Source organism: Paraburkholderia sp. CHISQ3 (assembly GCF_030464945.1).
Lineage (GTDB): Bacteria > Pseudomonadota > Gammaproteobacteria > Burkholderiales > Burkholderiaceae > Paraburkholderia > Paraburkholderia megapolitana.
This window is the reverse complement of record NZ_JALPRG010000001.1, coordinates 593789-618074: the sequence shown is the minus strand read 5'-3', so window position 1 is coordinate 618074 and position 24286 is coordinate 593789. Positions and strand designations below refer to the sequence as shown.

The window sequence follows — 24286 nt, the reverse complement described above, 5'->3', positions numbered from 1 at the left end:
GACTCAGCGGGACGAGCCCGGTTTGCGCGGCGTACTGCCCGCGTCGCGACGGCGTACAACCGGCTTGCCGGGGCGTGCCGGTGTTTTTGCCTTGCCGGCGGTGGCGGTAGCACTGATTGCCTGCGCGGTGCTGGTGTCGGCGTCGCTGTTTTCCAGGTACGCAGCGGCACCGTCGACGGCGACCGCATCGGGACGCCATACCTGGCCGATTGCAAGCGACTTCAGTTTCTTCTTGCCGCCGTACCAGAGGTTCACGAGACCGCGCGAGAAGAACACCGCCGAGAACATCGACGTGATGATGCCGATACAGTGCACGACAGCGAAGCCGCGTACCGGACCCGTACCGAACGCGAGCAGCGCGAGACCGGCAATCAGCGTCGTCACGTTCGAGTCGAGAATCGTCGCCCAGGCATGCGCATAGCCGTTCTGGATAGCCAGTTGCGGCGGCGCGCCGTGGCGCAGTTCTTCGCGCACGCGTTCGTTGATCAGCACGTTCGCGTCGATCGCCATACCGAGCGCGAGCGCGATAGCGGCGATACCGGGCAGTGTTAGCGTGGCCTGCAGCATCGACAGCACGGCGACCAGCAGCAGCAGGTTCACCGACAGGCCGATCACCGAGATCACGCCGAACAGCATGTAGTACGCGATCATGAACACGGCGATCGCGGCAAAGCCCCAGACCACCGAGTGGAAGCCCTTGCGGATGTTGTCGGCGCCGAGGCTCGGGCCGATCGTGCGTTCTTCGATGATGTCCATCGGAGCCGCGAGCGAACCGGCGCGCAGCAGCAGCGCGAGATCGGTGGCGGCTTGCGGCGTGGGCTGGCCGGTGATCTGGAAGCGGTCGCCGAGTTCGGACTGGATCGTCGCGACCGTCAGCACTTCGCCCTTGTTTTTCTCGAACAACACCATCGCCATCGGTTTGCCGATGTTGTCGCGCGACACGCTGCGAATCGCACGGCCACCTGCGGAGTCGAGACGGATATTGACCGACGGCCGTTGATGTTCGTCGAAGCCTGCTGACGCGTCGATGATGCGATCGCCGGTGAAGATCACCTGTTTGCGCAGCAGCACCGGTACCTGGTTGCCTTGCGTGAACAGTTCGTCGCCCGGCGGCACCGGGTCGCCCGGATTCGGATGCAGGTTGACCGGATCGGCGAGGCGCGCTTCGAGCGTCGCCGTACGACCGATGATGTCCTTCGCCTTGGCCGTATCCTGCACACCCGGCAGTTCGACGACGATGCGGTCCGAGCCTTGTTGCTGGATCACCGGTTCCGACACGCCGAGTTCGTTCACGCGGTTATGCAGCGTCGTGATGTTCTGCTTGAGCGCGGCGTCCTGCACCGTTTTCTGCACGGCCGGCGAGAAGGTCCCCACCACCTGGTAGCCGCCGCTTGCAGCCGGCTGCGTGACCCACTGGAGTTCGCTGACGCCCTTGGCAAGTTGCGCGCTGGCGCTGTCGGCGACGCTCTGGTCGCTGAAATTCACCACCACCGATTGATTGACGCGGTTCACACCGCCGTCGCGGATGTTGTTGTCGCGCAGCAGCGTGCGCGCATCCGATGCATCGGAGTCGAGTTTCTTGTTCAGTGCGCCGGCCATGTCGACCTGCAGCAGGAAGTGCACCCCGCCGCGCAGATCGAGACCGAGATACATCGGCAGTGCGTGCAGCGCGGTGAGCCAGTGCGGCGACGCGCTTTGCAGGTTCAGGGCGACGATGAACTGCGGATCGCTCGGATCGCTGTTCAGCGTCTTCTGCAGCAAGTCCTTCACGCGCAGCTGCGTGTCGGTATCGCCGACGCGCACGCGGATGTTGGCGTTGGCCACCGCGTTGTCGAACGTGACTTCGTCAGGCTTGATCTGGTTCGCGGCGAGCGCGGCTTCGACCTGTGCGAGCGTGCCTGAATCGAGCTTGACCGTTGCCTTGCCGCTCAGCACCTGTACCGCGGGCGCCTCGCCGAAGAAGTTGGGCAATGTGTACACGAGGCCGATGACGAGTGCCACCAGCATCACGACATATTTCCAGAGGGGGTAACGATTCATGGGGGTGGTCCAACGGGAAGGTTGGCTTGGAAGTGCAGCGTCCGGCGGTGGGCGCGGCGGTGAAGCATCGATGACGATCGTGCTTCACGCACCTGCCGGGCTGGCCGGACGCGGAGGAGAGCCGTCTTACAGCGACTTGATCGTGCCCTTCGGGAGAATCGTGGTCACCGATGCCTTTTGCACGGTGATCTCCGTACCTTCGGAGACTTCGACGCCGACGTATGCGTCGCCGACCTTCGTCACCTTGCCGACGATGCCGCCGTTCGTCACGACCTCATCGCCCTTCGCCATCTCGGCCAGCATGTTGCGATGCTCCTTCTGGCGCTTCATTTGCGGGCGAATCATGATGAAGTACAGCACGCCGAACATCAGGATCAGCGGCAGGAAGCTCATCAGACTCGATTCTGTGCCACCTGTGCCTTGAGCGAAGGCGTTGGAAATGAACGACACGTTGGTCTCTCCGTTATAACGATCAAAAAAATCAGCCGGTCATTCTACCACCGGCACTTCACGCGACGGCACGCCCAAATGGGCTTTGCGATCAAGCTGTTACCACCGACGGCAGCAGCCTGGGCCAATTGCGAAAGGCTATTGTAATGTTTTGCGCGCAGATGGCGAGGCGGCAGCAGCCGATGCCTCCTCGACGCCGCGCGCGCGATTCTCGTCAAAGGCGATCCGGAAAGCATCGAAGGTGTGGGTTTCGATGGCGCTGCGAATCTCGGCCATCAGTTCGAGGTAGTAGTGCAGGTTGTGGATCGTGTTCAACTGCGCGCCGAGAATTTCGCCCACGCGGTGCAGATGGTGCAGATAGCCGCGCGAGAAGTTGCGGCAGGTATAGCAGCCGCATTGTTCGTCGAGCGGGCGCAGCGAATTGCGATGCGTGGCGTTGCGGATCTTGATGTCGCCGAAACGCGTGAACAGCCAGCCGTTGCGCGCATTGCGCGTCGGCATCACGCAATCGAACATGTCGACGCCGGCCGCCACGCCGGCAACCAGGTCTTCCGGCGTACCGACGCCCATCAGGTAATGCGGTTTGTGCGCGGGCAGCTTCGGACCGATGTGGTTGAGCACGCGCATCATGTCTTCCTTCGGTTCGCCGACCGACAGCCCGCCTATTGCGAGGCCATGAAAGTCCATCTCGGCGAGACCCGCGAGCGACTCGTCGCGCAGGTCTTCGAACATGCCGCCCTGCACGATGCCGAACAGCGCGTTCGGATTGTCGAGCCGCCTGAATTCATCGATTGAACGCTGGGCCCAGCGCATCGACATACGCATTGAGTCCGCGGCGTCCTGGTGCGAGGTCGGCACGCCGTTGGTCGCGTACGGCGTGCATTCGTCGAACTGCATCACGACGTCCGAGTTCAGCACCTTCTGCACCTGCATCGATACTTCCGGCGACAGAAATAGCTTGTCGCCGTTGATCGGCGAGGCGAACGTGACACCGTCTTCGGTGATCTTGCGCAGATCGCCCAGCGAGAAGACCTGGAAGCCACCCGAATCGGTGAGGATCGGCCGCTTCCAGCCCATGAAGCCGTGCAGGCCGCCGTGCGCGGCGATCGTTTCGAGGCCGGGACGCAGCCACAGGTGAAACGTATTGCCGAGGATGATCTGCGCGCGGATTTCTTCGAGCTCGCGCGGCTGGATCGCCTTGACCGTACCGTAGGTGCCGACCGGCATGAAGATCGGCGTTTCGACGACGCCGTGATTCAGCGTCAGCCGGCCGCGGCGCGCGGCGCCGTCGGTGGTGAGCAGTTCGAACGCGAGGCCGTCTTGCGGTGGCGTGTGCGTGTCGCCGGCGGTGGGCGTGGGGCGAGCGTCGGTCATGGATTGCTCCTGTGCTGCGGGAATACGGTTTTGCATGGGACTGAAGTTAGCTTTGCGCTGAGTTTTGCACTGTGTCGTCGCGGGTCAGCAGCATCGCGTCGCCGTAACTGAAGAAGCGATAGCGCTCCTCGATCGCATGACGATACGCCGCGCGAATCGTCTCGATGCCCGCGAACGCGGACACGAGCATCAGCAGCGTCGACTTCGGCAAATGAAAATTCGTCACGAGCCGGTCGACCACGCGAAAACGATAGCCTGGTGTGATGAAGATATCGGTCTCGGCACTGGTCGCCGCGAGCGGCCGGCCGGCGGCTTCGGCGTCGCGCGCCGCGGCTTCGAGCGCGCGCATCGATGTCGTGCCGACCGCGATCACGCGATTGCCGCGCCGGCGCGTGGCTTCGATCTGCTCGACGAGTGTTTGCGGCAGTGCGTACCACTCGCTGTGCATCTTGTGTTCAGAGAGATTCTCGACCCGCACCGGCTGGAACGTGCCCGCGCCGACATGCAGCGTCAGCGTCGCGCGTTCGACGCCACGCTCGTCGAGCCGCGCGAGCAGCGCGTCGTCGAAATGCAGGCCCGCGGTCGGCGCGGCAACCGCGCCGGGGTTCTGCGCGAAGACGGTCTGGTAGCGGGTTTCGTCGGTTGCGTCCGGATCGTGCTCGATATACGGCGGCAGCGGCAGGCGGCCGTACTGCTCGATCAACGTCAGGCAGTCGGCGGGAAAGTGCAGCGTGTAGAACGGCTCGACGCGTTCACCGACGGTGACGTCGAACGCATCGGCAAGACGCAACGTCGTGCCCGCTACCGGGGTCTTGCTCGCGCGAATCTGCGCGAGCGCGGTACGCTCGCCGGTCAGCCGTTCGATCAGCACCTCGATCTTGCCGCCGCTGGCCTTCTGGCCGAGAAAGCGTGCCTTCAGCACTTTGGTATCGTTGAAGACCAGCAGGTCGCCGGGCGCGATGCAATTGGGCAACTCGGCGAAACCGCGGTCGGTGAAATGGGCCGGCGTGCGCGTGCCGTCCACCTCGAGGAGGCGGCTTGCGCTGCGCTCGGGCAACGCGGTTTGCGCGATCAACTCGGGCGGTAACGCGAAATCGAAATCGGAAAGCGTGAACATGCGGACTGAACGGATACGGAACGAGAAACTGGAGAGCGGATCGGGCCGCCGCGAGGCGGCGAGCGGCTATGATTGCGGGACGTTGTCACCGCGGCGGCAGCGGTGACTGCAACCCGGCCTGCGCCGCTGCAAGGCGGCCGCTGGAGCCGTTGAACCCGTTGAAAGCCGATATTGTACTTGCGAAGCGACTCATGCCCTTGTCCGAACGCCGTCCGCCTGCCGAACCCGACGATGCGAATGCCGAGCCGCCGCGCCGCGCGCCGCGCGGCAGGAAGGCGAGCGGCGCGTCCGCGGCGGACGCGCGCGGCGCCGATACGGCCGGTGCATCCGGTGCATCCGGCGTAGCCGATACGAAAAAGCCCGCGCTAGTCAAAACCGCCGACAAGCTCGCGAAGCTCGGGCTGACGCGCGACATCGATCTCGTGCTGCATCTGCCGATGCGTTACGAAGACGAAACCACCCTGACGCCGATCGGCGAACTGCTGCCGGGCGGCGTCGCGCAAACCGAAGGCGTCGTGTTCGACAACGAGATCGCGTATCGTCCGCGGCGCCAGTTGCTCGTCAAACTGCGCGACGACACCGGCGACGAACTCGTGCTGCGCTTTCTCAACTTCTACGGCTCGCAGGTCACGCAGATGGCGATCGGCAAGCGGCTCCGCGTACGTGGCGATGTGCGCGGCGGTTTCTTCGGTATGGAGATGGTGCACCCGGCCGTGCGTCCGGTCGAAGAGGGCGCGCCGCTGCCGCAGGCGTTGACGCCCGTGTATCCGAGCACGGCAGGCGTGACCCAGGCCTACCTGCGCAAGGCAATCGATAACGCGCTGACCCGTACCGCGTTGCCCGAGCTGCTACCCGAACCGGTCGCACGCGCCTACATGGACCCGCTCGGTGTGCCGCCGCTGATGGACGCGGTGCGTACGCTGCATCACCCGGCCGTCGATGCCGACGAAACCGCGTTGATAGACGGCACGCATCCGGCGTGGCTGCGTATCAAGTTCGAGGAACTGCTTGCGCAGCAACTGTCGCTCAAGCGCGCGCACGAAGAGCGCCGCACGCGTGCGGCACCGGTCATGCCGCGAGCTGCAGCGAACGATGAGGCATCGCTATACGCGCGGCTTTCCGCTGCATTGCCGTTCGGCCTGACGGGCGCACAGCAGCGTGTGGTCGGGGAGATCGGACACGAACTGACGCTGTCGCATCCGATGCAGCGGCTGCTGCAAGGCGATGTGGGCAGCGGCAAGACCGTAGTGGCGGCGCTCGCTGCCGCACAGGCAATCGATGCCGGCTACCAGGCCGCGCTGATGGCGCCGACCGAAATCCTCGCCGAGCAGCACGCCCGCAAGCTGCGCGGCTGGCTCGAACCGCTCGGCGTGCAGGTAGCGTGGCTCGCCGGCAGCCTGAAGGCCAAGGACAAGCGCGCCGCGCTCGAAGCGGCTGCGCTCGGCACGGCGCAGCTCGTCATCGGCACGCACGCCATCATTCAGGACGCGGTCGAATTCGCGCGGCTCGGTCTCGTGATCGTCGATGAGCAGCATCGTTTCGGCGTCGCGCAGCGGCTGGCGCTGCGCGCGAAGGCGCTCAACGCCGCAGATGGCGCACGCGACTTCCAGCCGCATCAACTGATGATGTCCGCAACACCGATCCCCCGCACACTGGCGATGACCTACTACGCCGATCTCGACGTCTCGACGATCGACGAGCTGCCGCCCGGCCGCACACCGGTCCTCACAAAACTCGTCGCCGACGGACGTCGCGAGGAAGTGATCGGCCGGGTGCGCGAAGCGGCGCTGACGGGGCGTCAGGTTTACTGGGTCTGCCCGCTGATCGAGGAAAGCGAGACGCTGCAGTTGCAAACCGCCGTGGAAACCTATGAAACGCTGGTCGCGGCGCTGCCCGAACTGAAGGTCGGGCTCGTACACGGCCGGCTCGCGCCAGCCGAGAAAGCGGCTGTGATGGAAGCGTTCACGCGCAACGAAGTCCAGTTGCTGGTGGCGACGACCGTGATCGAGGTCGGCGTCGATGTGCCGAATGCGTCGTTGATGGTGATCGAGCACGCGGAGCGCTTCGGTCTGGCGCAGCTGCATCAGTTACGCGGCCGGGTGGGGCGCGGCAGCGCGGCATCGGTCTGCGTGCTGATGTACACGGGGCCGCTGTCGCAGACTGCGCGCTCGCGCCTGCAGACGATGCGCGAAACCACCGACGGCTTCGAAATCGCGCGTCGCGACCTGGAGATTCGCGGTCCCGGCGAATTTCTTGGCGCCCGGCAGTCGGGCGCCGCGATGTTGCGGTTCGCCGATCTGGAACAGGACGGCTGGCTGATCGAGCCGGCGCGGGAGGCTGCTGCGCGGTTGCTCGACAGTTATCCGGAGGCGGTAACCCAACATCTGGCGCGCTGGCTCGGCGCGCGGGAGCAGTATCTGAAGGCTTAGCGGGAGCGGGTTCCCGGGGCATATCCGGGCATCTCCAGGCGCCCAAATATGCTGATCCGACGATGAAGTTGGCGAATTGGCCCCATGGGTGTATAACAGAAACCTATCGACTTCACTATATTGATTGGTCCCCAATGACGCTCACTGAATTGAAATACATCGTCGCGGTTGCCCGCGAACGGCATTTTGGCCGTGCCGCCGAGGCGTGTTTCGTCAGCCAGCCGACCTTGTCGGTGGCGATCAAGAAGCTCGAGGACGAGCTGAACGTGCAGATCTTCGAGCGCGGCACGAGCGAAGTCAGCGTGACGCCGATCGGTGAGCAGATCGTCACGCAGGCGCAGCGCGTGCTCGAACAGACGCTCGCGATCAAGGAGATTGCGAAGCAGGGCAAGGACCCGCTGGTCGGGCCGTTGCGGCTCGGCGTGATCTATACGATCGGGCCGTATCTGCTGCCTACACTCGTCAAGCAGATGATCCAGCGCTTCCCGCAGATGCCGCTGATGCTGCAGGAAAACTACACGCTCAAGCTGATCGAACTGCTCAAGCAGGGTGAGATCGACGTCGCGATCATGGCGCTGCCGTTTCCCGAAACTGGTCTGATGCTGCGGCCGCTGTATGACGAACCGTTCGTCGTCGCGCTGCCGTCCGGCCACGCATGGGAAAAGCGCGCCAAGATCGACGCCAGCGACCTTAAGCAGGAAACGATGCTGCTGCTCGGCAGCGGCCATTGTTTCCGCGACCACGTGCTCGGCGTGTGCCCGGAGCTGATGCGTTTTTCGCAGAACGCCGACGGCATCCAGAAGACCTTCGAAGGATCGTCGCTGGAAACGATCCGGCATATGGTGGCGAGCGGCGTCGGCATCACCGTGCTGCCGCGCATGTCGGTGCACGAAGTGAAGCCGCATGCCGGCGGCGTCGACTCCGGGTTGCTGTCCTACGTGGCGTTCGACGATCCGGTGCCGGATCGCCGGGTCGTGCTGGCGTGGCGCAAGAGCTTCACACGGATGCCCGCCATCGAGGCTATTAGCGATGCCATCGCGGCGTGCAATCTTGCGGGCGTCGCGAAACTCGATCTGCCGGTTGCGGTGAACTGACGCCGGGCACTGCGCACGGGGCGGCGCGGGGCGACAAACCCGCGGCGCCCCGCCCGGCGCAGGACAACCCCTCGCCGCAGCCCCTATTGAATAGATAAAATTAATCAAACAACGATATTCGATAGTATTTGTTATAGTGTCCTCCATGGATCAACCGATCCCCAGCCCCTGGAGGAACTCATGACGCAGCCTCAATCGCAACAGCCCCAATCCTCGCGCCCGCAAACCCAGCCGGCCGCCAGCTTTGCCGCGACGCTGTCCGGTGCACGCACGGTGGCGCTGTCACTGCTGGTCGACCGTGCGCTGTCTGCCTGAATGGCCTGAGCCGCGCCCGCTGCCGTTACGCCCCGCTTCTTTCAAGACCCGATACCCGATACCCAGGAGTTCAGGATGTCCGAACGCAAACTCACCACGGCGGCCGGCGCGCCCGTCGCCGATAACCAGAATTCGTTGACCGCCGGCGTACGTGGCCCGGTCGCATTGCAGGACGTGTGGTTGCTCGAAAAACTCGCGCACTTCGATCGCGAGGTGATTCCCGAGCGCCGTGTGCACGCGAAGGGTTCGGGTGCGTTCGGTACGTTAAAGGTCACGCACGACATCTCGCGTTTCACGAAGGCGCAGGTGTTCGCCGAAGTCGGCAAGGAAACGCCGCTCTTCATGCGCTTTTCGACGGTAGCCGGCGAGCGCGGTGCCGCCGATGCCGAGCGTGACGTGCGCGGCTTCTCGATCAAGTTCTACACGGAAGAAGGCAACTGGGACGTGGTCGGCAACAACACACCGGTGTTTTTCATTCGTGACCCGCTGAAGTTTCCCGATTTCATTCACACGCAAAAGCGCGATCCGTACACGAACCTGCGCAACAACATTGCGGCATGGGATTTCTGGTCGCGGCATCCGGAGTCGCTGCATCAGGTGACGATCCTGATGAGCGATCGCGGGATTCCGAAGAACTACCGGCAGATGCATGGTTTCGGTTCGCACACGTTCTCGTTCATCAACGCGAACAACGAGCGCTTCTGGGTGAAGTTCCACTTCAAGTCGCTCAACGGCCTCGAGAACTACAGCGACGCGGAAGCGGCGCAGGTGGTGGCGGGCGATCGCGAAAGCGCGCAGCGCGATCTCGTGACGAGCATCGACGAAGGTCGTTTCCCGAAGTGGGCGTTCCGCATTCAGGTGATGCCCGAAGCCGATGCAGCGAAGGTGCCGTACAACCCGTTCGACATCACGAAGGTGTGGCCGCACAAGGACTACCCGCTGATCGACGTCGGCACGATCGAACTGAATCGCAACGCGCAGAACTATTTCGCCGATGTCGAGCAGGCCGCGTTTACGCCGGCTAACGTCGTACCGGGTATCGGTTTTTCGCCGGATCGGCTGTTGCAAGGGCGGCTCTTTTCGTACGGCGATACGCAGCGCTACCGGCTCGGTGTGAATCATCACCAGATTCCGGTGAATGCGTCGCGCTGCCCGTTCCATCACTCGTTCCATCGCGATGGCGGCATGCGTACCGATGGCAACCTCGGCGGCACGGCGAATTACGAGCCGAACCGCTACGGCGATTTCACGCAGGACCGCAATGCGATCGAGCCGCCGCTCGCGGCCGGCACGGTCGATCACTACGATCATCGCGAGGACGACGATTACTACAGCCAGCCGGCCGCGCTGTTCCGGCTCTTCGATGCGGCGCATCGCCAGCGTCTGTGCGCGAACATCGCGCGGTCGATCAAGGGTGTGCCCGATGAAATCGTCGCGCGGCAGGTCGAGCATTTTCGCCGCATCGATCCGGCGTATGCAGAAGGTGTCGTCGCAGCGCTGGTGAAGCTCGACGAAGCGGTGGCCGCGCAGTAGCCGTAGCGCGCAGGCCGCTACGGCAGCACAAGGTCATTGCCGGGCGGCGTGGCTGTGCAGGGTGGGGCGCTGCGGCGCCTCGCCGGTTTTGCAGATGAAACGAAGGAGAACGATCATGAACCACTTGATGACGATGATGAGCAGTAGCGGCGCGGGATTCGCTCAGCAGGCGGTCGCTATGCGCCGCACTGCGCTCGTGCGGAAAATCACGGGATTCGCGATTGTCGGTAGCGGCTTCGCGGTGATCTTTGCGCACGGTTTGCAGCACCTGGTCGGTGCTTGACGTAACAACGTGCAAGTGACGCGGCGCGCTGCCGCGGCACGCAAAAGCGCCGTGCTTCTACGCTAAACTGTCGGACGCTCGAATGTCCGGAGTCGCAGCAGCAGGGCAGTCCGGCATCCGCTAACCGGTTCGTATCACTCTTCAAGGGAATCATCATGGCCAAGAAAGGCACCACCGTACCGCACGTGAATATCGGCATCAGCGACAAGGATCGCAAGAAAATTGCAGATGGCCTGTCGCGTCTTCTGGCCGACACGTACACGCTGTATCTGAAGACCCATAACTTCCACTGGAACGTGACGGGTCCGATGTTCAACACACTGCACCTGATGTTCGAAGGGCAGTACAACGAACTCGCGCTCGCCGTCGATGCGATCGCCGAACGGATCCGCGCACTCGGCGTAGCCGCACCGGGCAGCTACAAGGAATTCGCGAAACTGTCGTCGATTCCTGAAGCGGATGGTGTGCCGGCTGCGGAAGAAATGATTCGCCAGCTCGTGGAAGGTCAGGAAGCGGTCGTGCGTACGGCGCGCGCAATTTTCCCGGCAACCGAATCGGCACACGACGAACCGACCGCCGATCTGCTGACGCAACGCATGCAGACGCACGAAAAAACCGCGTGGATGCTGCGCGCGATGCTGGCCTGAGTTCGCACCTCGCGCCACCGTGCTGCTGAGGTACGGCAGCGCGGTGCGTGCCTGCTCTAGAATACGGGCATCGCCTCAGACCGTACCATCATGTTCGCCCGACTCCCGCTCTATTTACGGCTCGTCCGCATGGACAAGCCGATCGGCAGCCTGCTGCTGCTATGGCCGACGCTCAACGCGCTGTGGATCGCATCGGGCGGCCGTCCGTCGGCGCAACTGCTGGTGATCTTCGTGATCGGTACGTTGTTGATGCGCTCGGCCGGCTGCGCGATCAACGACTACGCCGATCGCGATTTCGATCGCTATGTGAAGCGCACGGCCAACCGGCCGCTGACCTCGGGCAAGATCAAGGCGTGGGAAGCAATTGCACTGGCAGCGGGGCTCTCGCTGCTCGCCTTCCTGCTGATCCTGCCGCTCAATGCGCTGACGAAGGAACTGTCGGTGGCGGCGCTGTTCGTCGCCGGATCGTATCCGTTCATGAAGCGCTTCTTCGCGATCCCACAGGCGTATCTCGGCATCGCGTTCGGCTTCGGCATTCCGATGGCGTTTGCCGCCGTGCAGAACCATGTGCCGACGCTTGCGTGGGTGATGTTGCTCGCCAACGTCTTCTGGTCGGTTGCGTACGATACCGAGTACGCAATGGTCGATCGCGACGACGACATCAAGATTGGCATTCGCACTTCGGCGCTGACGTTTGGCCGCTTCGACGTGCTGGCCGTGATGCTCTGCTATGCGGGGACGCTCGGCATCTATGCGGGGATCGGGGCGACGCTGCACTTCGGCGTGCTGTACTGGCTCGGATGGGCCGCGGCTGTGGCGTGTGCGATCTATCACTACACGATGATCCGCGGCCGCGACCGGATGCAGTGCTTCGCGGCGTTCAGGCATAACAACTGGTTGGGCGGCGCGCTGTTTGCCGGGATTGCTGCGCATTACGCTGCCGCCGTTTTCTGATCTACTGCCGGCCGGATTCGTCGCACATCTCGTTGATTCGTGCATCCGCCGCCGGCATCACGGCCGACTACTGCCGGCCGAATTCATCACCCATTTCTTTCGCTCGTGCATCGGCCGCCAATGCGCCGCGCACGATCGCATCCTTCACGCCGTTCGCATCGAACGCAGCAAGCGCCGCAGCCGTCGTGCCGCCTTTCGACGTCACCCGTTCGCGCAGCACGCCAGGCGACTCGGACGATTGCGCGGCAAGCTGCGCGGCACCCGTGAATGTCGCCACTGCGAGTGCGCGACCCTGTTCGTCGTCCATGCCCAACTGACGCGCCGCTTCCTGCAGCGCCTCGATGAAATAGAACACATACGCCGGCCCGCTACCCGAGATCGCGGTCACCGCATCGATCTTCGCTTCGTCGTCGAACCACACCGTCTGGCCGACCGCACCCAACACCTGTCCAGCAAGCGCGCGGCCCGCTTCGTCGACACCGGTCGTCGCCACCAGACCCGTGACACCCATGCCGATCAGCGCAGGCGTATTCGGCATGGTGCGCACGATACGCGCGTGACCGTTCAACCAGCGCGACAGATCGGCGGAGCGAATGCCCGCGACGATCGAGATGACGAGTTGGCTCGAGCCAAGATACGGCGCGAGTGCCTGCGCAACGCTTCTGACGACCTGCGGTTTGACCGCGAGCACGATCGCGTCATACGACGCAAGCGATGCATCGGCGGTAGCGCCGGTGCGCACGCCGAACTGCTGCGTGGTGCGCGTACGGGCATCTTCGTTGGGATCGACCGCGTAGAGATCGGCGGGCGCGACGCCACGCTTGATCAGACCGCCGATGAGCGCCGCAGCCATATTGCCGCCGCCGATAAACGCAATTTTCATGATGAGGGTAAGGACGAAGAGGAAAGGTCAGTGAGAGTAATCGCGTCCGCCGAAAATCGCGGTACCGACGCGCACGATCGTGGCGCCTTCCAGCACGGCAGCTTCGAGATCGGCGGACATGCCCATCGATAGCGTATCGAGATCGAGGCCACCCGCGCGCAATTGCTCGAACAGTTCGCGCAGCAGCCGATGCGGCACGCGTTGCTCATCGATGCTACCGACGGGTTCGGGAATCGACATCAGCCCGCGCAGCCGCAGCCTGGGCAGCGCGGCGATCTGCTGCGCGACGTCTGCTGCTTCTGCAGGCGCCACACCGCTCTTCGATTCTTCCCCACTCACGTTCACCTGCAAGCAGACATTGAGCGGCGCGAGCGTATCGGGGCGCTGTTCTGACAGACGCTGCGCGATCTTCAGACGATCGACGGAATGCACCCAGTCGAACAGCTGCGCCACCGGCTTCGTCTTGTTCGATTGCAGCGGGCCGATGAAATGCCATTCGAGCGACGCGCGCAGGTCGGCGAGTGCCTCGATCTTGGCCGACGCTTCCTGTACGTAGTTTTCGCCGAACGCGCGCTGGCCTGCGGCGTGAGCGGCGCGGACGTCTTCGGCGGGAAAGGTCTTCGACACGGCAAGCAGCGCGATGCTGCGCGGTTCGCGGCCGGCCTGCTGCGCGACACGCGCGATGCGCTGCTGGACGGCTTCGAGGTTGTGAGCGAGATCGGGCATGACGGACGCGGTCGACGGAACAATGCGTCGATTATACGGACGCCGCCGCCATGAACGCGATCGGCCGAACGGCCAGGTGGCGGCGTCGATATGTTGTGGCTACGCTGACAGCATGTGCTCGACGAGTTCGATCCAGTGCGCGACCGGCATCGACGTGCCGCTTTGCAGATGCGAAATGCAACCGACGTTCGCTGATACGATCATCTGCGGTTCGAGCGCATTCAGCTTTTCGAGCTTCTGGTTGCGCAGCGTGTACGACAGCGCCGGCTGCGTGAGCGAGTAGGTGCCCGCGGAGCCGCAGCACAGGTGGTTGTCGGCGGGCAGGCGCACCTCGATGTCGAGCGCTTCGAGCAGTTGCTCGACCTTGCCGCGTATCTGCTGACCATGCTGCAGCGTGCACGGCGGATGAAACGCGACGGTATGTACTGCGCGGCGGCGGGTGAGGGCGATCAGCGGTTCTTCGAACTCCGGCAGGATTTCGGCGATATCGCGGGTCAACTCGACGATGCGTTTCGCCTTGGCTGCATAGGCCGGATCGTCGCGCAGCAGGTGTGCGTATTCGATCACGGTGGAGCCGCAGCCCGACGCGTTCATGACGATCGCTTCCGCGCCCTGCTCGACGTACGGCCACCACGCGTCGATGTTCGCGCGGATGTCGTCGAGCGCTTCGTCGGTGTAGCCGAGATGCAGACGGATCGCGCCGCAGCAGCCCGCTTCCGGCGCAACGATGGTTTGAATGCCGAGCGCGTCGAGCACGCGTGCGGTCGCGATGTTGACGTTCGGCATCATCGACGGTTGCACGCAGCCCGCGAGCATCAGCATCTTGCGCGTATGCGTGGCGCTCGGCCATTCGAGCATGCGTTGTCGCGCCGGCACCTTGTCGCGCAGTTTCTTCGGCAGCAGCCGACGCACATGCTGACCGAGGCGCATCGTCGGCGTGAATAGCGCGCTATTCGGCACGAAGCTCGCCAGTACCCGGCGCATCACGCGTTGGCCGATCGGCCGCGTGATCTTCTCTTCAGTGATCTTGCGGCCGATCTCGACGAGCCTTCCGTATTGCACGCCGGACGGACACGTCGTTTCGCAACTGCGGCACGTCAGACAGCGATCGAGGTGAGTTTGCGTACTGCGCGTAGCGGGCGCGCCTTCCACGAGTTGCTTGATCAGGTAGATGCGGCCGCGCGGCCCGTCGAGTTCGTCGCCAAGCAACTGATAGGTCGGACAGGTCGCTGTGCAGAAACCGCAATGCACGCACTTGCGCAGGATGGCATCGGCCTCTTCGCCATCCGGTGTGTTGCGCATGAAGTCCGCAAGATTCGTCTGCATCGTGTGGTTCAGAAGTCGGGGTACAGACGGCCGCGGTTGAAGACGCGGGCTGGATCGAAAGCGGCTTTCAAACCACGATGGATTTTCATCAACGGCGCGGGCAGCGGTGTAAACACGCCTGCGCTGCGGTCATAGCCGTGACCGGTGCGAAAGATCGTCGCGTGGCCGCCGGCCTGTTTCGCACTCATGCGTACGGTTTGCGCGTCGGTGTCGGTGATCCACCAGCGCTGACCGCCACCCCATTCCATCAGCTGGGCACCGGGCAGTTGCAGCGGTTCGGTGATGGTTGGGAGTGCGAGACGCCAGAGTGCGGCCATCGGTGCGATAGCCGAGAAGAACGGATCGGTCTGCTCGCGCAGACCGCTCCAGAAACGTTCGGCTTCGACTGCGTCGACTACTTCACCGCCCAGCACGGACTTCGCCGCTTTCACGGCAGCTTCCGCCCCGCCAAGGCGCAGCGCGAGCGTGCCGTTGCGCCACGCACTGGCTGTGACCGGCAGCGGCCGGCCGCCCCATTCGTTGAGCTTGCGTACGGCGTCGGTGCCGTTCATGTCGAACTTGAGCGTGGCTTCGACCTTCGGTCGCGGCAACACCTTCACCGATAGTTCGAGGATCAGCGCGAGCGTACCGAGTGAGCCGGCCATCAGGCGCGACACGTCGTAGCCGGCGACGTTCTTCACGACCTGACCGCCGAAGTGCAGCACTTCGCCGTGGCCGTTCATCACGACCGCGCCGAGCACGAAGTCGCGCGGTGCGCCGGTAGCGGGACGCCGCGGCCCGGCGATACCCGCTGCGATGCAGCCGCCGAACGTGGCCTGCGCGCCGAAATGAGGCGGCTCGAATGGCAGCATCTGATCATGCTCGGCAAGCGTTGCTTCGATCTCGAGGAGCGGTGTACCGGCCCGTGCGGTGATGACGAGTTCGGCCGGGTCGTAGGCGATGATGCCGCGGTGGGCGCGCGTATCGAGGATTTCACCTTCCAGCGTCTGGCCGTACCAGTCTTTCGTGCCGCCGCCGCGAATGCGCAGTGCGCGTCCGGCGGCAGTGGCCGAGCGGATGCGCTCGGACCAGTTGGCGACGATGTCGTCCTCTTCCATGGTGTCCTGCTTCGTTGTGTTTCGCTCGATTGTACCGGTCGGCGCCACTCTGGCAACCCGGAGCCGACCCGTAGCGCGAAGCGGGGAAAGACGCGACGGCAAGGGTCTTCGCGCCGGCGAGCACGCACCAGGGATGACCCGCGGAGCGCGCTTGCCAGTGGACGACCCGCGCGCGCAGGCTAGAAACGCGGCAGATCGGGATGCGGCAGCAGGCCGCCGCGCACATGCATCTTGCCGTACTCGGCGCAGCGGGCCCGCGTCGGGATGCCCTTGTCGGGGTTCAGCAGGCCGGGGGGATCGAAGGCGCGCTTGACCGCGTGAAACGCATCGCGCTCTTCGGGAGAGAACTGCACGCACATCGAATTGATCTTCTCGATGCCGACGCCGTGTTCGCCCGTCACGGTGCCGCCCAGTTCGACGCAGGTCTCGAGAATGTCGGCGCCGAACGCCTCGGCGCGGTGCCATTCGTCGAGATCGTTACCGTTGAAGAGGATCAGCGGATGCATGTTGCCGTCGCCCGCATGGAACACGTTCATGCAGCGCAGGCCGTACTTTTCCTCCATCACCTCGATGCGCGCGAGCAACGGTCCGATGCTGCGACGCGGCACCGTGCCGTCCATGCAGTAGTAGTCGGGCGAGATGCGTCCGGCGGCCGGAAACGCGTTCTTGCGTCCGGACCAGAAGCGCAGCCGCTCGCTTTCCGAGCGCGAAATCTGGATGCGTGTCGCACCATGCTCGCGTAGTACGGCCGTCATCCTGACTATTTCGTCGGCGACTTCTTCGGGTGTTCCATCCGACTCGCATAACAGGATCGCCGCGGCATCGAGATCGTAGCCCGCGTTGACGAAACCCTCGACGGCACGCGTCGCCGGTTTGTCCATCATTTCGAGGCCCGCGGGAATGATGCCTGCTGCGATGATGCCGGCAACCGCATCGCCGCCCTTCACGACATCGTCGAAACTCGCCATCACGACCTGGGCGGTTTGCGGCTTAGGAATCAGCTTCACGGTGACTTCGGTGACGATCGCGAACATCCCTTCGCTACCGATCAACACCGCAAGCAGATCGAGCCCAGGCGCGTCCGGGCTCAGCGAGCCGAACTCGACGATCTCGCCTTCCATCGTCACCGCGCGCACGCGCAGCACGTTATGCACGGTGAGACCGTACTTCAGACAATGCACACCACCGGAATTCTCCGACACGTTGCCGCCGATCGTGCAGGCGATCTGCGACGACGGATCGGGTGCGTAGTAGAGCCCATACGGCGCGGCCGCTTCCGAGATCGCGAGATTGCGCACGCCCGGTTGCACGGTGGCGATGCGCGCGTACGAATCGACTTCGACGATCTTCCTGAAGCGCGCCAGCGATACGACCACGCCATGGCGTATCGGCATCGCGCCACCCGACAGCCCGGTGCCCGCACCGCGCGGCACGATCGGCACGTCGAGCCGCTTGCAGATCTGCACGATGCGCTGCACCTGCGATTCCGTTTCCGGCAGCACCACGGCGAGCGGCAGGCGGCGGTAAGCGGCAAGGCCGTCGCACTCGTAGGCCACTGTGTCTTCTTCGCGATAGAGCAGGCAGTGCGTCGGCAGCACGGCCATCAGCGCCTGCACGACTTCGCGCTGGCGTTGCGCGAGCACTTCAGCCGAGAGTTCGGCGGGTGCGTTCATGTCTCCTCCTGCTGCGACCTCTTTCATCTCCGACACGCTCCGTTGCGTCATAGGTCAGGCGGCCCACGAGAAAATCTTGCCGGGGTTCATCAGGTTGTGCGGATCGAGCGCGTGCTTGATCGAGCGCATCGTTTCGATTGCGACGGGCCCGTGCTCTTCGAGCAGGAAGTTCATCTTGTGCAGGCCCACGCCATGTTCGCCGGTGCAGGTGCCGTCCATGCGCAACGCGCGCTGCACGATGCGATGATTCAGGCGCTCGGCTTCGGCGAGTTCTTCGGGCTTGTGCGGATCGATCAGGATAGCGACGTGAAAATTGCCGTCGCCGACGTGACCGACGATCGGGCAGGGCAGCGGCGAAGCGATCAGGTCCTGCTCGGTTTCGACGACGCATTCGGCGAGTCGCGAGATCGGTACGCAGACGTCGGTGGTGACCGCGCGGCAGCCAGGCTTGAGCTGCAGCATCGCGAAGTACGCGTTGTGTCGTGCGTTCCATAGACGGCTGCGATCTTCGGGCCGCGTCGCCCATTCGAAGTCTTCGCCCGAGTGTTGCGCGACGATGTCCTGGACCTGTTGCGCCTGCTCCTTGACGCCGGCTTCCGTGCCGTGAAACTCGAAGAACAGCGTCGGCGCTTCGCGCAGTGTCATCTGTGCATGCTTGTTGATCGAGCGGATCGCGAGCGAATCGACAAACTCGACGCGCGCGATCGGCACACCCATCTGGATCGTCTCGATGACCGCGCGAACTGCATCGCCCATCGACGGAAATGCGCACACCGCGGCCGATACCGCTTCCGGCTGCGGATAAATCCGCAGCGTGATTTCGGTGATGACACCGAGCGTACCTTCGGAGCCGACGAAAAGACGCGTGAGGTCGTAACCCGCCGACGATTTACGCGCCCGCGTGCCGGTATGGATCACACGGCCATCGGCGAGGACCACGCTCAGGCCGAGCACGTTCTCGCGCATCGTGCCGTAGCGCACGGCGTTAGTGCCCGACGCGCGCGTCGCCGACATACCGCCGATGCTCGCATCCGCGCCCGGATCGATCGGGAAGAACAGGCCCGTGTCGCGCAGCGCTTCGTTCAACTGCTTGCGCGAGACGCCGGGTTCGACGGTGACGGTGAGGTCTTCGGCGTTGATCGACAGCACGCGGTTCATCGCGGACAGGTCGATCGACACGCCGCCGTGCACGGCCAGCAGATGGCCTTCTAGCGAGGAGCCGTTGCCGTACGGAATGATCGGTGTGTCATGTTGCGCGCACAACTTCACCACGGTCTGCACGTCTTCGGTGTGATTCGCGAAGACAACGGCATCGGGCAATTGCGGATCGAACGGCGACTCGTCGCGGCCATGATGGGTGCGGACCGCCTCGGCGGTCGAGACGCGCTCGCCGAACGCGGCTTTCAGCGAGGCGAGCAGCTCGGCGGGGAACGGGCGACGCAAAGGTGCTGGCGGCACGGGATGGTTCACGCATGTCTCCTGAAAGCGGGCGATGTGTCTTATGGTTGCGGGTCATTTTACGCCGATCGTCTGTGGCGGGCGTGACGGGCACGCAGGGTAAGACCGGCACCTATAATGCTGCGATCGACCGCGTAGGCTTTTTGGCTTGCTGCCGCGGAGCATGGCTTCAATCAGCGGGTGCGCCCCGCACGCGCTGCGACCGACCGACTGAATGGGACTCCATCATGGGCAACCGCTTGAGCAAGATCGCCACCCGCACCGGTGACGACGGCAGTACCGGGCTCGGCGACGGCCGGCGGGTGCGCAAGGACGACGCGCGGATCGCGGCGATCGGCGACGTCGACGAACTCAATTCGAATCTGGGTGTGCTGTTGTGCGAAGCGCTACCCGACGACGTGCGGGCCGCACTCACCGCGATCCAGCACGATCTCTTCGATCTGGGTGGCGAGCTGTGCATACCGGGGCACACGGTGATCGCCGAGGCGCATCTCGCGCAACTGGACGGGTGGCTCGCGCACTACAACGCAACACTGCCGCCGCTGAAGGAGTTCATCCTGCCCGCAGGCTCGCGGGCTGCGGCGCTCGCGCATGTCTGCCGCACGGTGTGCCGGCGCGCCGAACGCACGATCGTCGCGCTCGGCGAACATGAAACGATTAACGCGGCGCCACGGCAGTATGTGAACCGGCTGTCCGATTTGCTGTTCGTGCTTGCGCGTGTGTTGAACCGGAGCGGTGGCGGCAGCGATGTGCTCTGGCGGCGGGATCGTTCTATCGGTTGAGCATGCGCTACTGAAGAAGCACGCGGCACGCGCGCTGCACGGCGATCCGTGTGCGCGAGTGCCTGTGCGAGACCAGCTTCGTTTTAGTTGTCGCGCGGCCCGCACTGGGTTGCCGCTACCGGGTCTCAACAGCCGCAGTTGAGTCCCGGTTGCGACTGCCCGATCTTAGTTACCGCTGCCGCGCGCAACGCGCCGCTGTTTCACCGATTCAGCCAGCCCTTCGAGTACCCCGATGGTTTCGTCCCAAGCGATACACGCATCGGTAATGCTCTGGCCGTATGTGAGCGCGCAGCCTTCCTGCAAGTCCTGACGTCCCGCCACGAGATGCGACTCCACCATCACACCGATGATCCGCTCATCGCCCGCCGCGATCTGCCGGCCGATATCCGCGCACACCGGAATCTGGTTCTCATGCTTCTTCGAGCTATTCGCGTGGCTCGCATCGATCATCAGGCGCGCGGCGAGGCCGGCCTTGCCGATGTCGGCGCAGGCTGCGTTGACGCTCTCCGCGTCGTAGTTCGGCGTCTTGCCGCCGCGCAGGATGATATGGCAGTCCTCGTTGCCGGCCGTCGACACGATTGCCGAGTGGCCACCCTTCGTCACCGACAGGAAATGGTGCGGCTGCGACGCCGCCTTGATTGCATCGACGGCGATCTTGACGTTGCCGTCGGTGCCGTTCTTGAAGCCGACCGGACACGAAAGCCCGGAAGCCAGCTCGCGGTGCACTTGCGATTCGGTGGTCCGCGCGCCAATCGCGCCCCACGAAATCAGATCGGCGATGTACTGCGGGCTGATCATGTCGAGGTACTCGGTACCGGCCGGCAACCCAAGCTCATTGATGTGCAGCAGCAGCTCGCGCGCGGTGCGCAGGCCGTCGTTGATCTTGAAGCTGTTGTCCATGTGCGGGTCGTTGATGAGACCCTTCCAGCCCACCGTCGTGCGCGGCTTCTCGAAGTACACGCGCATCACGATTTCGAGTTCGCTGGCGAAACGCGCGCGCTGCTCGACGAGACGCCCGGCGTATTCGAGCGCGGCCTTCGTATCGTGAATCGAGCAAGGCCCGACGATCACGATCAGCCGGTCTTCCATCCCGTGCAGGATGCGATGCATCGACCGGCGAGCGTTGTAGATCAGGTTCGACACCGGCTCGTCGCAGGGGAACTCGCGGATCAGATGGGCGGGCGGTGTGAGCTCTTTCAGCTCTCGAATACGGACATCGTCGGTGTTGTGCGGGGGCATGGTTTTTCTCCAGGATTCGACTTGTAGCGTGCTCGCGCGGTGGATAGCGGACCGCAGCGGAAACTCGTCAGGCTAGTAAAAGGGTTAGGTGGATAGAAGCGAGAGGCGAAAAAAAAACCGCCAGACTCGCTGGCGGTTTTTTCGGGAATTTTGGGTGCCTTACGTGCACTAACACCCCTCTCGATCCGCCAGCGGTCTGAGATGCCAGAAAAAATAAAAGTAAAACTTGGCGGACATGGCGTGAAAGGTGCTCGGTGATCTGAAAAAGGTGTCGTGCTTTATAACCCGGCCTTAAGCAACTGGCAAGCCGGGGGACATGAAAATGCGGATAATCCGCACATTTCTCTTGAGTTGCGCAAGAAATGTGCGGACTGCGTGAAACTCAGGCGGTGCCGCCCACCGTCATCTTCTCGATGCGCAGCGTCGGCTGGCCGACGCCGACCGGCACGCTCTGGCCTTCCTTGCCGCACACGCCAACGCCGGAATCGAGCGCCATGTCGTTGCCGATCATCGTCACGTACTTCAGCGATTCCGGGCCACTGCCGATCAGCGTCGCACCCTTCACCGGGTAGCTGATCTTGCCGTTCTCGATCATGTACGCCTCGGAGGCCGAGAACACGAACTTGCCGTTCGTGATGTCGACCTGACCGCCGCCGAAGTTGACCGCGTACAGGCCGTTCTTCACCGATTCGATGATTTCCTGCGGATCGCGGTCGCCGTTGAGCATGTAGGTGTTGGTCATGCGCGGCATCGGCAGTGCAGCGTACGATTCGCGGCGCGCATTGCCGGTGACGGGCATTTTCATCAGGCGCGCGTTCAACGTGTCCTGGATGTAGCCCTTCAGGATGCCGTTCTCGATCAGCGTCGTGCACTGCGTCGGGTTGCCTTCGTCGTCGATATTGAGCGAGCCGCGGCGATTGGGCAGCGTGCCGTCGTCGACGACCGTGACGCCTTTCGCGGCAACCTGCTCGCCGATGCGACCGGCAAACGCCGACGAGCCCTTACGATTGAAGTCGCCTTCGAGCCCGTGACCGATCGCTTCGTGCAGCAGCACGCCGGGCCAGCCCGGCCCGAGCACGACGGTCATCGCGCCGGCCGGTGCGGGCCGCGCGTCGAGATTGACGAGCGCGGCGTGCACGGCGTCGTCGACGTATTTCGACAGGATCGCGTCGGTGAAATAGCCATAGTCGAAGCGTCCGCCGCCACCGCCGCTGCCGATTTCACGGCGGCCGTTCTGCTCGGCGATCACCGTGACCGACACGCGTACGAGCGGGCGGATGTCGGCGGCAAAACCGCCGTCGCTACGCGCCACCAGCACGACGTCGTATTCGCCGGCGAGCCCTGCCATCACTTGCGTGATGCGCGGATCGCGGCTGCGTGCGATCTGTTCGACACGCTCGAGCAGCTTGACCTTGGCGGTTGCGTCGAGCGAATGCAGCGGGTCGGACGGCAGATACAGATCGCGTCCGGCGATGCCCGTCAGCGACGACGCGACCTTCACCTTCTGCTTGCCGCCGCCGGCCTTTGCAATCGAGCGCGTCGCGATCGCAGCCTGACGGATAGCTTCGGGCGAGAGATCGTCGGAATAGGCGAAGGCGGTGCGGTCGCCGGACACGGCGCGCACGCCGACGCCCTGGTCGATGCTGAAGCTGCCCGACTTGACGATGCCCTCTTCGAGGCTCCATGCCTCGCTGCGGGTCGCCTGGAAGTACAGGTCTGCGTAGTCGACGCGGTGCGTGAAAATCTCGGCGAGCGTGCGGGTGAGCAGGGACTCGTCGAGACCGTAGGGCGTCAGAAGCACGTCCTTCGCGGTCGCGAGATTACGAATTCCGGGTTCGATGATGTTCATGCGGATGTGAGTCGATTAGATCGGGTCGTAAGTTTGGGGATATCGCGAGCTGGCGGTTCGGATTGCTGCGGTGCCACCGTCATTCGATACGCATATTCGATGCGGATAGGTTATCAGATGGTTCGAATGGGCCGGATTTCAATGGTTGTAGGGGCTTGTCAGGCGAGCACGCGGTGACGCAAGGCGGGCAGACTCGCCCGGACTTCGTCGATGCGCGCACGTTCGATATTGCCCGCGACCACCCCGGCACCTTCTTCGCGCACGGAGACGATCTCGCCCCACGGATCGATCAGCATGCTGTGGCCCCACGTGCGGCGGCCGGTTTCATGCGTGCCGCCCTGCGCAGCCGCGAGCACGTAGCACTGATTTTCGACCGCACGTGCGCGCAGCAGGGTTTCCCAGTGCGCGCGACCGGTCGTGTAAGTGAACGCCGACGGCACGACGATCAGCGCGCAATCGCCGAGCTTGCGATACAGCTCGGGAAAGCGCAGGTCGTAGCAGACCGACAGGCCGACGCGGCCAAACGGGGCTTCGAAGGTCGTGACGCTGTCGCCGGGGCGAATGGTGCGTGCCTCGTTGAACGATTCGGCGCCTTTCTCGAAACTGAACAGATGAATCTTGTCGTAGCGCGCCGCTTCGTTCCCCTGCGGATCGAACACGAGCGTGGTATTCAGCACGCGCTCCGGTTCCGGCGCAGTAAGCGGCAGCGTTCCACCGATCACCCACACGCCATGCCGGCGCGCGGCGTCGGCGAGAAAGCGCTGGATCGGGCCGTCGCGATATGCTTCGCGGATCGACAGTTTGTCGGTGTCCTTGAAGCCCATGAAGCAGAAATATTCGGGCAGTAGCACGAGCTGCGCGCCATCGGCGGCGGCTTCGGCGATCAGGCGTTCGGCTTCGGCGAGATTGCGCTCGCGATCGGGCGTCGTCACCATTTGCAATGCGGCAACGCGGGTGGACGACGCAGCTTCGGATGGGGAATGGGCGTGTTGATCGCTCATGAGATTGTCGAAAGGT

General features: G+C 63.9%; 21 protein-coding genes. 8 read left to right on the top strand and 13 right to left on the bottom strand.

All coding sequences use genetic code 11. The features are described from left to right. Window positions 1-3 precede the first annotated feature (3 nt). From secD to queA, 4 genes are all read right to left on the bottom strand, one after another. The gene (gene secD, locus M0D65_RS02720; RefSeq protein ID WP_266250919.1) at window positions 4-2040 is read right to left on the bottom strand and encodes a protein translocase subunit SecD; all 2037 of its coding nucleotides are present in this window, start codon (window positions 2038-2040) and stop codon (window positions 4-6) included. Window positions 2041-2166: 126 nt separating this feature from the next. Then, window positions 2167-2490, bottom strand: coding sequence for a preprotein translocase subunit YajC (yajC, locus tag M0D65_RS02715; RefSeq protein WP_266250917.1), 324 nt, complete (start codon window positions 2488-2490; stop codon window positions 2167-2169). A gap of 138 nt (window positions 2491-2628) precedes the next feature. Next, window positions 2629-3864 carry a tRNA guanosine(34) transglycosylase Tgt gene (gene tgt, locus M0D65_RS02710; RefSeq protein WP_266250915.1) on the bottom strand — a complete coding sequence of 412 codons (1236 nt, stop codon included), beginning with the start codon at window positions 3862-3864 and terminating at the stop codon, window positions 2629-2631. A gap of 46 nt (window positions 3865-3910) precedes the next feature. Beyond that, on the bottom strand, window positions 3911-4981 hold the full coding sequence (gene queA, locus M0D65_RS02705) for a tRNA preQ1(34) S-adenosylmethionine ribosyltransferase-isomerase QueA (protein ID WP_266250914.1): 1071 nt from the start codon (window positions 4979-4981) through the stop codon (window positions 3911-3913). 191 nt (window positions 4982-5172) lie between these two features. Here queA and recG point away from each other — a divergent pair, with 191 nt between their 5' ends. From recG to ubiA, 7 genes are all read left to right on the top strand, one after another. Further along, window positions 5173-7410 (top strand): ATP-dependent DNA helicase RecG, encoded by a 2238-nt coding sequence (gene recG, locus M0D65_RS02700; protein WP_266250912.1) that lies wholly within the window; start codon window positions 5173-5175, stop codon window positions 7408-7410. Between the two features lie 134 nt (window positions 7411-7544). Then, window positions 7545-8504, top strand: a complete 960-nt coding sequence (locus M0D65_RS02695; protein ID WP_091009991.1) for a LysR substrate-binding domain-containing protein — start codon at window positions 7545-7547, stop codon at window positions 8502-8504. A gap of 180 nt (window positions 8505-8684) precedes the next feature. Further along, a complete protein-coding gene (locus tag M0D65_RS02690; RefSeq protein ID WP_266250909.1) occupies window positions 8685-8819 on the top strand; it encodes a hypothetical protein in 135 nt (44 codons plus the stop codon). A gap of 75 nt (window positions 8820-8894) precedes the next feature. Next, window positions 8895-10352, top strand: coding sequence for a catalase (locus M0D65_RS02685; RefSeq protein ID WP_266250907.1), 1458 nt, complete (start codon window positions 8895-8897; stop codon window positions 10350-10352). A gap of 115 nt (window positions 10353-10467) precedes the next feature. Next, window positions 10468-10635: a hypothetical protein gene (locus tag M0D65_RS02680; RefSeq protein WP_266250905.1), complete on the top strand. Its 168-nt coding sequence runs from the start codon at window positions 10468-10470 to the stop codon at window positions 10633-10635. A 155-nt stretch (window positions 10636-10790) separates the two neighbouring features. Beyond that, on the top strand, window positions 10791-11282 hold the full coding sequence (locus M0D65_RS02675) for a Dps family protein (protein ID WP_266250904.1): 492 nt from the start codon (window positions 10791-10793) through the stop codon (window positions 11280-11282). 90 nt (window positions 11283-11372) lie between these two features. Then, window positions 11373-12236 (top strand): 4-hydroxybenzoate octaprenyltransferase, encoded by an 864-nt coding sequence (gene ubiA / locus M0D65_RS02670; protein WP_266250902.1) that lies wholly within the window; start codon window positions 11373-11375, stop codon window positions 12234-12236. A gap of 67 nt (window positions 12237-12303) precedes the next feature. Here ubiA and proC read toward each other — a convergent pair whose 3' ends face one another. The 6 genes from proC to M0D65_RS02640 all read right to left on the bottom strand — a co-directional run bounded on the left by proC (window position 12304) and on the right by M0D65_RS02640 (window position 19411). Beyond that, complete coding sequence (gene proC, locus M0D65_RS02665; protein WP_266250901.1) at window positions 12304-13119, bottom strand: pyrroline-5-carboxylate reductase; 816 nt, start codon at window positions 13117-13119, stop codon at window positions 12304-12306. Between the two features lie 27 nt (window positions 13120-13146). Beyond that, window positions 13147-13845 carry a YggS family pyridoxal phosphate-dependent enzyme gene (locus tag M0D65_RS02660; RefSeq protein ID WP_266250899.1) on the bottom strand — a complete coding sequence of 233 codons (699 nt, stop codon included), beginning with the start codon at window positions 13843-13845 and terminating at the stop codon, window positions 13147-13149. A 99-nt stretch (window positions 13846-13944) separates the two neighbouring features. Beyond that, on the bottom strand, window positions 13945-15171 hold the full coding sequence (gene glcF, locus M0D65_RS02655; protein WP_266250897.1) for a glycolate oxidase subunit GlcF: 1227 nt from the start codon (window positions 15169-15171) through the stop codon (window positions 13945-13947). A gap of 8 nt (window positions 15172-15179) precedes the next feature. Next, on the bottom strand, window positions 15180-16268 hold the full coding sequence (glcE, locus tag M0D65_RS02650) for a glycolate oxidase subunit GlcE (protein ID WP_266250895.1): 1089 nt from the start codon (window positions 16266-16268) through the stop codon (window positions 15180-15182). Between the two features lie 179 nt (window positions 16269-16447). Further along, the gene (locus tag M0D65_RS02645; RefSeq protein ID WP_091010006.1) at window positions 16448-17941 is read right to left on the bottom strand and encodes an FAD-linked oxidase C-terminal domain-containing protein; all 1494 of its coding nucleotides are present in this window, start codon (window positions 17939-17941) and stop codon (window positions 16448-16450) included. A gap of 54 nt (window positions 17942-17995) precedes the next feature. Continuing rightward, window positions 17996-19411 (bottom strand): FAD-linked oxidase C-terminal domain-containing protein, encoded by a 1416-nt coding sequence (locus M0D65_RS02640; RefSeq protein WP_266250894.1) that lies wholly within the window; start codon window positions 19409-19411, stop codon window positions 17996-17998. A gap of 215 nt (window positions 19412-19626) precedes the next feature. On the opposite strand from M0D65_RS02640, the gene M0D65_RS02635 reads away from it, so the two are divergent. Next, window positions 19627-20181: a cob(I)yrinic acid a,c-diamide adenosyltransferase gene (locus M0D65_RS02635; protein ID WP_266250892.1), complete on the top strand. Its 555-nt coding sequence runs from the start codon at window positions 19627-19629 to the stop codon at window positions 20179-20181. Between the two features lie 165 nt (window positions 20182-20346). Here the strand turns inward: M0D65_RS02635 and aroG are convergent, their stop codons facing one another. The 3 genes from aroG to M0D65_RS02620 form a co-directional block, all read right to left on the bottom strand. Then, entirely contained in the window at window positions 20347-21420 is a 1074-nt protein-coding gene (aroG, locus tag M0D65_RS02630) for a 3-deoxy-7-phosphoheptulonate synthase AroG (protein WP_266250890.1), read from the bottom strand. Window positions 21421-21802: 382 nt separating this feature from the next. Next, window positions 21803-23269, bottom strand: a complete 1467-nt coding sequence (tldD, locus tag M0D65_RS02625) for a metalloprotease TldD (RefSeq protein WP_096721017.1) — start codon at window positions 23267-23269, stop codon at window positions 21803-21805. Between the two features lie 158 nt (window positions 23270-23427). Further along, window positions 23428-24270, bottom strand: coding sequence for a carbon-nitrogen hydrolase family protein (locus tag M0D65_RS02620; RefSeq protein WP_091010013.1), 843 nt, complete (start codon window positions 24268-24270; stop codon window positions 23428-23430). Between the last annotated feature and the right edge of the window lie 16 nt (window positions 24271-24286).

Bases quoted from the DNA above. Each gene is read 5' to 3' on its own strand.
- secD (WP_266250919.1), bottom strand. From the start codon at position 2,040: ATGAATCGTTACCCCCTCTGGAAATATGTCGTGATGCTGGTGGCACTC.
- tgt (WP_266250915.1), bottom strand. From the start codon at position 3,864: ATGACCGACGCTCGCCCCACGCCCACCGCCGGCGACACGCACACGCCA.
- queA (WP_266250914.1), bottom strand. From the start codon at position 4,981: ATGTTCACGCTTTCCGATTTCGATTTCGCGTTACCGCCCGAGTTGATC.
- recG (WP_266250912.1), top strand. From the start codon at position 5,173: ATGCCCTTGTCCGAACGCCGTCCGCCTGCCGAACCCGACGATGCGAAT.
- M0D65_RS02695 (WP_091009991.1), top strand. From the start codon at position 7,545: ATGACGCTCACTGAATTGAAATACATCGTCGCGGTTGCCCGCGAACGG.
- M0D65_RS02690 (WP_266250909.1), top strand. From the start codon at position 8,685: ATGACGCAGCCTCAATCGCAACAGCCCCAATCCTCGCGCCCGCAAACC.
- M0D65_RS02685 (WP_266250907.1), top strand. From the start codon at position 8,895: ATGTCCGAACGCAAACTCACCACGGCGGCCGGCGCGCCCGTCGCCGAT.
- M0D65_RS02680 (WP_266250905.1), top strand. From the start codon at position 10,468: ATGAACCACTTGATGACGATGATGAGCAGTAGCGGCGCGGGATTCGCT.
- M0D65_RS02675 (WP_266250904.1), top strand. From the start codon at position 10,791: ATGGCCAAGAAAGGCACCACCGTACCGCACGTGAATATCGGCATCAGC.
- ubiA (WP_266250902.1), top strand. From the start codon at position 11,373: ATGTTCGCCCGACTCCCGCTCTATTTACGGCTCGTCCGCATGGACAAG.
- proC (WP_266250901.1), bottom strand. From the start codon at position 13,119: ATGAAAATTGCGTTTATCGGCGGCGGCAATATGGCTGCGGCGCTCATC.
- M0D65_RS02660 (WP_266250899.1), bottom strand. From the start codon at position 13,845: ATGCCCGATCTCGCTCACAACCTCGAAGCCGTCCAGCAGCGCATCGCG.
- glcF (WP_266250897.1), bottom strand. From the start codon at position 15,171: ATGCAGACGAATCTTGCGGACTTCATGCGCAACACACCGGATGGCGAA.
- glcE (WP_266250895.1), bottom strand. From the start codon at position 16,268: ATGGAAGAGGACGACATCGTCGCCAACTGGTCCGAGCGCATCCGCTCG.
- M0D65_RS02645 (WP_091010006.1), bottom strand. From the start codon at position 17,941: ATGAACGCACCCGCCGAACTCTCGGCTGAAGTGCTCGCGCAACGCCAG.
- M0D65_RS02635 (WP_266250892.1), top strand. From the start codon at position 19,627: ATGGGCAACCGCTTGAGCAAGATCGCCACCCGCACCGGTGACGACGGC.
- aroG (WP_266250890.1), bottom strand. From the start codon at position 21,420: ATGCCCCCGCACAACACCGACGATGTCCGTATTCGAGAGCTGAAAGAG.
- tldD (WP_096721017.1), bottom strand. From the start codon at position 23,269: ATGAACATCATCGAACCCGGAATTCGTAATCTCGCGACCGCGAAGGAC.
- M0D65_RS02620 (WP_091010013.1), bottom strand. From the start codon at position 24,270: ATGAGCGATCAACACGCCCATTCCCCATCCGAAGCTGCGTCGTCCACC.